1 protein-coding gene and 1 pseudogene are annotated in these 650 nt (G+C 46.2%); one reads left to right on the top strand and one right to left on the bottom strand.

Annotated elements, in window-relative coordinates; translation table 11 throughout:
- A partial coding sequence (locus CIK04_RS34790) for a hypothetical protein (RefSeq protein ID WP_325205987.1) occupies positions 1 to 189 on the top strand: 189 nt, incomplete at its 5' end.
- On the opposite strand, the pseudogene CIK04_RS29160 reads toward CIK04_RS34790, so the two are convergent.
- A pseudogene (locus tag CIK04_RS29160) lies at positions 113 to 650 on the bottom strand (YgjP-like metallopeptidase domain-containing protein); the annotation flags it as partial. The gene CIK04_RS34790 and the pseudogene CIK04_RS29160 sit on opposite strands and share 77 nt — an antisense overlap.

Raw genomic sequence — 650 nt, 5'->3', positions numbered from 1 at the left:
TTGCGCGCAATGCAGCCAGCACGACGTGACTTTGACAAATCACAACTCGATTCAGACATATTGAGATCACGACTTTTTTTCGTGCGCGGTTTTGGGGCTCGTTTCGCAGGCTCTAATGGTTTGGCTGATTTTCGTTTGTTCTGTCATTATTTTTTGCTTCCTGAGCTTTTAAATCGAGGTAAATCATAAACAGACGAGCATCCAGCTCCAGTTGGTGATAGTCCGGCTCCATGTAGCAGCAAAGAGAGTAAAAGCTTTATCATGCTCTTTCTCTTTAATGTGCGCCAGTTCGTGCACAACCAACATGCGCAGCAAAGGCTCCGGCGCCTCTTTAAATACGTTGGCAATGCGAATCTCATTTTTCGATTTTAGTTTTCCGCCGTGGTTGCGAGACACGACACTGTGCAAGCCGAGCGCATTGTTAATCAGATGAATTTTTCCGTCGTACACCACTTTACTGATGGGGCCCGTTTTCTTCATAAACTGGTTTTTGATCTGCATCGCGTAGTCAAACAACGCTTTTTCACTGCGAATGTCGTGACGTGCTGGGTAGCGTTTATCAAACCAAGGAATTAAACGTTGCGACTCAATCAATTGGGCCACTTGCTGCACGATATGCTGCGGGTAACCCTGAATGTAGCGAAGTGACG

Source organism: Vibrio sp. 03_296, assembly GCF_002265885.1.
This window is presented reverse-complemented; position numbering and strand designations above follow the sequence as displayed.